The sequence below is a fragment of the Sandarakinorhabdus sp. genome (assembly GCF_032115815.1).
Lineage (GTDB): Bacteria > Pseudomonadota > Alphaproteobacteria > Sphingomonadales > Sphingomonadaceae > Sandarakinorhabdus.
The window spans coordinates 1-6,096 of record NZ_JAUMBI010000259.1 but is presented as its reverse complement, the minus strand read 5'-3'; the positions used below and the strand labels follow the sequence as shown (position 1 = coordinate 6,096).

The 6,096-nt window shown below is 68.0% G+C and carries 5 protein-coding genes; 1 reads left to right on the top strand and 4 read right to left on the bottom strand.

The genetic code is table 11. The features are described from left to right. The coding region (locus tag RT662_RS14805; protein ID WP_313671455.1) for an AMP-binding enzyme at window positions 1-420 on the top strand (420 nt) is incomplete at its 5' end. A gap of 15 nt (window positions 421-435) precedes the next feature. Here RT662_RS14805 and RT662_RS14800 read toward each other — a convergent pair. The 4 genes from RT662_RS14800 to RT662_RS14785 all read right to left on the bottom strand — a co-directional run. Then, on the bottom strand, window positions 436-1,716 hold the full coding sequence (locus RT662_RS14800; protein ID WP_313671454.1) for an SPOR domain-containing protein: 1,281 nt from the start codon (window positions 1,714-1,716) through the stop codon (window positions 436-438). Beyond that, window positions 1,713-2,951, bottom strand: a complete 1,239-nt coding sequence (locus RT662_RS14795; RefSeq protein ID WP_313671453.1) for a dihydroorotase — start codon at window positions 2,949-2,951, stop codon at window positions 1,713-1,715. Before RT662_RS14795 ends, RT662_RS14800 begins: the two co-directional genes overlap by 4 nt. Next, window positions 2,948-3,937 (bottom strand): aspartate carbamoyltransferase catalytic subunit, encoded by a 990-nt coding sequence (locus tag RT662_RS14790; RefSeq protein ID WP_313671452.1) that lies wholly within the window; start codon window positions 3,935-3,937, stop codon window positions 2,948-2,950. Before RT662_RS14790 ends, RT662_RS14795 begins: the two co-directional genes overlap by 4 nt. A gap of 65 nt (window positions 3,938-4,002) precedes the next feature. Next, on the bottom strand, window positions 4,003-6,096 hold a 2,094-nt coding region (locus tag RT662_RS14785), incomplete at its 5' end, for a fused MFS/spermidine synthase (protein ID WP_313671451.1).

Here is a 6,096-nt window from a genome sequence, read left to right as displayed (position 1 = left end):
GCGACCGCGGCTTCGATTACCGATGGCTGGCTGCACACCGGCGACATTGCCCGCATCGACGAAGATGGCTTCATCTTCATCGTCGATCGCAAGAAGGACATGGTGCTGCGCGGCGGTGAGAATGTCTATTGCGCCGAGGTGGAAGCCGCCATCTACCGCCATGCTGCGGTGGCCGAATGCTGCGTGTTCGGCGTGCCCGATCACCGGCTGGGTGAGGAGGTGGCCGTGGCTGTCGTGCTGAAGCCCGGCGAGAGCCTTGATGAGGCGGCGCTGCGCAGTTTCTGCGGCAGCCTGATCTCCAACTACAAGGTGCCGCGCCACATCTGGTTCATGGCCGAAGCGTTGCCGCGCAATGCCAGCGGCAAGTTCCTGCGCCGCGAACTGCGCGACCGGTTGGCGAAGGACCTGCCGGCAGCGTGACGGGGGGCGCGCTGTTTAATCGATATTGAGCGCGAAGCAGCCGTTCTTGCCGATTTCCAGCGTCTTGCAGCCGTCGCGGGCTTCGTCGCGGGTGGGGAATGGGCCGACTTGCAGGCGGAAATTGCCGCCGAACTTGCCGATCACCGGGCGCAGGCCCTTGGTTGCCTTCTTGTTGGCGGCGGCGAGCTTGGTCCAGGCCTGCATGGCGGTTTTCTGGCTGGGGTAAGTGCCGAGCTGGATGCGCCAGCCGGTTTCCCTGGCGGCTTCGGCGGCCTTCTGGGCGGCCAGTTTCCGTTCGGCGGCGCGTTTTTCGGCAGCGGCCTTGTCGGCAGCGGCTTTCCTTTCCGCAGCAGCATCGGCGGTGCGGTTGGGCCGAGCGGTGGGCGGAGCAAGTGGCGGCGTGCTGGCGGCCGGGGCGGGTTGGACCATCGGCACGGCGGCGGCGGGAGCGTCCTGTTCCTCTTCGCTGTCACCTTCACCGGCATCAGCTTCGGCAGCTTTCAGCGCAGCGGCATTCAGCGCGGCGGTGCTGCTGGTGCCTGATGCCGCGGTTGCCGGCGCTGCGGCGGCGCTGGCGACGACAACCGGCGGCGGCGGGGTGGTGACGGCCAGCATCGGCGGCGGCTGGATGCCGGGCTGGAACTGGGCGGGGATACCACTGCCGTTGGCCAGCGATGTGGCAATCTGCCAGCCGTTGGCGCGATCAAGAGGTTGAATTACCTGAGAAAGTTCATTCAGCGCCTTGGTGGCTTCGGGCAGGCCTTGCGCGGCGGCGCGCACAAGATAGGCATAGGCCAAGGGCAGTGATTTCGCCGCGCCGTCGCCGTTCCAGTGCACGATGCCCAGCACATATTGGGCGCGCATTTCACCTCTGTCGGCGGCGGCTTTCAGCCAGCGCACGGCTTCGGCCTTTTCAGTGGCCTGGAACAGCAGGATCCCCAGATTGGCCTGGGCGGGCAGATGGCCCTTCACGGCAGCGCGGTTATACCAATCGCTGGCGATGGTCTTGTCCAGCGCGACGCCGCGGCCGAGTTTATAGGCCTGGCCCATGTTGAACATGGCATCGGCATCGCCATCCTGAGCGAAAGGCTGCCACATCGAAACGGCGGCATCCCACTTGCTGGCGCGCCACAATTCAACGCCCTGGCGCACCGATGGCGGCGGCGGTGTCGCGCGGGCCGGGGCGGCGGCCACAGGGCGGCTGGCGCGGCCCTTCTTGCCCTTCTTCTTGCGGGCGGCGAGCGCCGGATCACCGGCCACCAGGGCCAGCACCAGCAGTGCGCCAATTGCCTTCAAACCCGCCAAACCACGTCTCCACCTTTGATTGTCATGCGCACGATGCCGGCGGTTGGCACACCATCAAAAGGCGTATTGCCGGCTCCGTGAAATTTCCGTCCGTCGATACGCCAAGGGGCGGCTTCGTCAAAGACCATGAGGTCTGCCGGTGCGCCGAGTTGCAGCGTTCCGGCGATGAGCCCAAAGCGGCGGGCCGGATTGAGGCTGAGCATGGCCACAAGGCGCGGCAGATCGATCACATCATCGCGCACCAGGCCAAGGCCAAGGGCCAAAAGGGTTTCGGCGCCCGCCATCCCGGCGCGGGCGTCGGCGAAGGGCTGGCGCTTGTCTTCCTGGCTTTGCGGATCATGGCTGGAGGAGAGAATGGTGATGATCCCGGCGCGGATGCCTTCGATGGCGGCCAGCCGATCGCGTTCGTCGCGCAGCGGCGGCGACAGGCGGGCGAAGCTGCGGAAGCCGGAGACGGCCATGTCGTTGAGATAGAGATGCGCGGGCGTGATGCCGGCGGTGACATCCACACCGCGCGCCCGGGCGGCGGCGATCACGGCGAGCCCTTCGGCGGTGGTGACCTGGCGGATGTGGAGCGCCGCGCCCGTCGCTTCGGCAAGGCGGCAATCGCGGCTGATGGCCAGGCCTTCCGCAAAGGCCGGTGCGGCGGCGAGGCCAAGCCGCGTGGCATATTCGCCGGCCGTGGCGACCGCGCCAGCGGTGAGCGCGGAGTCTTCGGCGTGGCTGACCACGGTGAGGCCATGGCCATGGGCATAGGCGAGCAGCCGGTGCATGACGCGGGCATCGGCGATGGCATGGCGGCCGGTGGCGACACCCACAGCGCCCGCCGCCTTGGCCAGGCCGATTTCCGCCAGTTCCTCGCCGTTCAGACCGCGCGTGGCAGCGGCGAGCGGGTGCACCCACACATCGGGCTTGCCGGAGCCTTGGGCGTAAGCGACCAGTGCTGGTTCATCGAGCGGCGGCGATTGGTCGGGCATCAGCACCATGCGGGTGATGCCGCCCGCATTGGCGGCAGCGGTATCGGCCTTGAACACGCCGGCATCGATGATCCCCGGCGCCACCACCAGCCCGCGCGCATCGATCACCGTGGCGTCGGACGGCGGCTCGATCTGGCCGATGCCGGCGACCTTGCGATCCTTCAGCAGGATGGTGGCGATGCCGTCATGGCCCGTCGCCGGGCAGATGATGCGGGCGCCGGTGAGCGCGAGGGGAGCGGTGGGCGTCATTTCCAGCCCTCCACACCACGCCGTTTGCGGGTCAGCACATCAAGGCAGGCCATGCGCACCGCCACGCCCATTTCCACCTGTTCGGTGACGGCGCTGCGGGCGATATCATCGGCAATCGCCCCGTCGATCTCCACACCCCGGTTCATCGGGCCGGGATGCATCACCAGCACATCGGGCGCGGCCTTGGCCAGCCGGGCTTCGGTGAGCCCGTAGAAGCGGAAATACTCCCTCGGACTGGGCACATAGGCGCCTTCCATCCGCTCGGTCTGCAGGCGCAGCATCATCACCACGTCGGCACCGGCGAGGCCGGCATCCATGTCGGTGAAACTTTGCACGGCATAGCCATCAAGACCGTCGGGCAGCAGGGTGGACGGGGCCACGGCGCGCACTTCGGCACCAAGGCTGGCGAGCAGCTGGAAATTGGAACGGGCGACCCGGCTGTGCAGGATATCGCCGCAGATCGCGACGCGCAGCCCGGCGATGCGGCCCTTGCGGCGACGGATGGTCAGGGCGTCGAGCAGCGCCTGGGTGGGGTGTTCGTGGCGGCCATCGCCGGCATTCAAGACCGGGCAATCGACCTTTTCCGAAATCAGCTGCACCGCGCCCGACGATCCGTGGCGGATCACGATCATGTCTGGGTGCATGGCATTCAGCGTGAGCGCGGTATCCAGCAGCGTTTCGCCCTTTTTCAGGCTGGAGCCAGACACGCCGAGATTGACCACGTCTGCCCCCAGCCGCTTGCCGGCGATTTCGAAGCTGAGCAGCGTGCGGGTGGAGTTCTCGAAAAAGGCGTTGATCTGGGTAAGGCCGGCCAGACGATCATCCCGCTTGGCCGTGCGGGCGCGGTTCATGTCCACCCATTGTTCGGCTTCATCCAGCAGGAAGGCGATTTCCCACGGCTTCAGCTGGGCGATACCGAGCAGATGTTCATGCGGGAACGGATGCGCGCCATCGGCAAGAGCGGGGTGGGAGGGAACACGCGCCATAAGGGCCATCCCTAATGGCATGGGCCGTGCCAATCAACCCGCGTGACGCCGCATCAATCGCCCCCTCAATCGCGGCGCCAGCGCAGGACGGGCAGAACCGAGGCGAAATCATCGCTCCACGGCGCCAGCCCCTTTTGGGTGCGCGGTGGCCGCCAGCCGTCACCGGCCGCCACCAGCGCCTGGAGCCGGCCCGGATCGCGGGACAGCGCCACCCAGGTGGAGCCCGCGGTGACCCAGCCCTGCCCGTCGCGGCGCGGTGCCGGCAGCGCCAGCACCTGCAACCGCCAGCCGCCCGCCCGTGCCAGCGCCGCCAGTACCGGTTCAAGATCGAGGAAGCGGTTGGAAATGTGGACAAGCAGCAGGCCGTCTGGCGCCAGCGCCCGGCCATAGAGGCCGAAGGCTTCGCGGGTGATCAGGTGCAGCGGGATAGCATCGGAGGAGAAGGCATCGATGGCAAGCAGATCGAGGCCTGCCGGCGGCGCCTGTGCCAGCGTGAGCCGCGCATCCCCGACAACAACGGCGAGATCGGGTTTGCAGCGGCTGATGTAACTGAAGTCACGCCGGGCGATGGTGACGATGAGCGGATCGATCTCCCACGCGGTCCAATGCTGGCCGGGTTTGGCATGGCAAACCAGCGTGCCGGTGCCCAGCCCGACGACGCCGATGCGCGCCTTGCTGTCCATCTGGGCCAGCGCCCGGCCGATCCCGGATTGCGCAAGATAATAGGTCATCGGCGTGGTGGCGAGTTCAGGGCGCAGCGATTGGGCGCCGTGCATGGTGGTGCCGTGCAGCAGCGCGACATAGCCGGCGCTGGGCCTGGTGGTCACGGTGTAGACACCGAAAAAGCTGCGCTGGCGCTGGCCCGACAGGCTGGTTTCCAGCTGGATGGCCCCGCCCAATGCCGCCATCAGGCAGGCCAGCGCCGCCGTGAAGGCCCAGCGCCGGCCTTGCAGCAGCAGGGCCAGTGCGCCAGCGCCGCCGACGCAGGCCATGCTGGACCACGGCCAGGCCTGGCTGCGATCCAGGCCAACGCTGCCCAGCCGCGTCGCCGCCGCCCAGCAGAGCAGGGCGATCAGCGGCAGTAACAGCGGCCACCAGCGGCCTTTCAGCCACATGCGGCCGGGCAGCAGCGCGGCCGCCGCCAGCAGCAGCAGCGGATGTTCCCACGGCCAATCAAACGTTAGCGGCGCCAGCAGCGCACAGAACAGCCCGCCCAGTGCGCCGCCGATCGACATCCATAGATAGAAGCTGGTGAGACCGGCAACTTCGGGGCGGTCTGCCGCCAGCGCGCCGTGCAGGGCCACCGTGATCAGCAACAGCAGCAAGAGCCCGGCGACCGCAAACAATGTCGCCACGCCCGGTCCGCTGCCGGCCAGGCACACCCAGCTGCCCAGCAGCACCAGCGCCAGCGGCGTGGCCTTTTGCGCCAAGCCAGCAAGACGGGGCCCGGCGGCTGAGAACACGATGACAAAGCTGAGCAGATAGAGCGCCAGCGGCACCACCCACAGCAACGGCATCGCCATGATGTCGGTGGTGAGGTGCGTGGTGGTGGACAGCAGCAGCGCCGACGCCACCGCCGCCAGCAGCGCCCAGCGCAGCCGCCGCCGCAGCGGGATGAACGGACGCGGCACCGGCACTGTCGCCCCACCGTCGCCCGCAGCAAGCCCGCACAGCGCCACCAGCACCGCCAAGGCGACGAAGCCGGCCGACCAGCCGATGCGCTGCGCTTCCAGCCCGGCCAGCGGCTCCACCAGCAGCGGATAGGCAATCAACGCGGCAAAGCTGCCGAGGTTGGAGGCGGCATAGAGAAAATAGGGATTGGCGGCATCGCCATCATCGGTGCGGGCAAACCAGGCCTGCATCAGCGGCGCCTGCGCCGACACCGCCAGGAACACCGGCCCGATCGAGGCCGCCAGCAAGCCGATCAGCCACAGCGACGGATCGTCGCTCCCCGCGGCCGGAAACCAGCCCGCCATGCCGATCGGCAGCGTGAGCGCGGCGGTGGCAAACAGCGCAAGGTGCAGCAGCAACTGCCGGCGCACGGGCAGCCGCTGCAACCAATCGGCATAGACATAGCCGGCCAGCAGCGCCGCCTGATAGAACAGCATCGCCGTGTTCCACACCGACGGCGATCCACCCAGCACCGGCAGCACGATGCG

Excerpts from the sequence above, each read along its gene's own strand:
- RT662_RS14795 (WP_313671453.1), bottom strand. The coding sequence starts at position 2,951 with ATGACGCCCACCGCTCCCCTCGCGCTCACCGGCGCCCGCATCATCTGC.
- RT662_RS14790 (WP_313671452.1), bottom strand. The coding sequence starts at position 3,937 with ATGGCGCGTGTTCCCTCCCACCCCGCTCTTGCCGATGGCGCGCATCCG.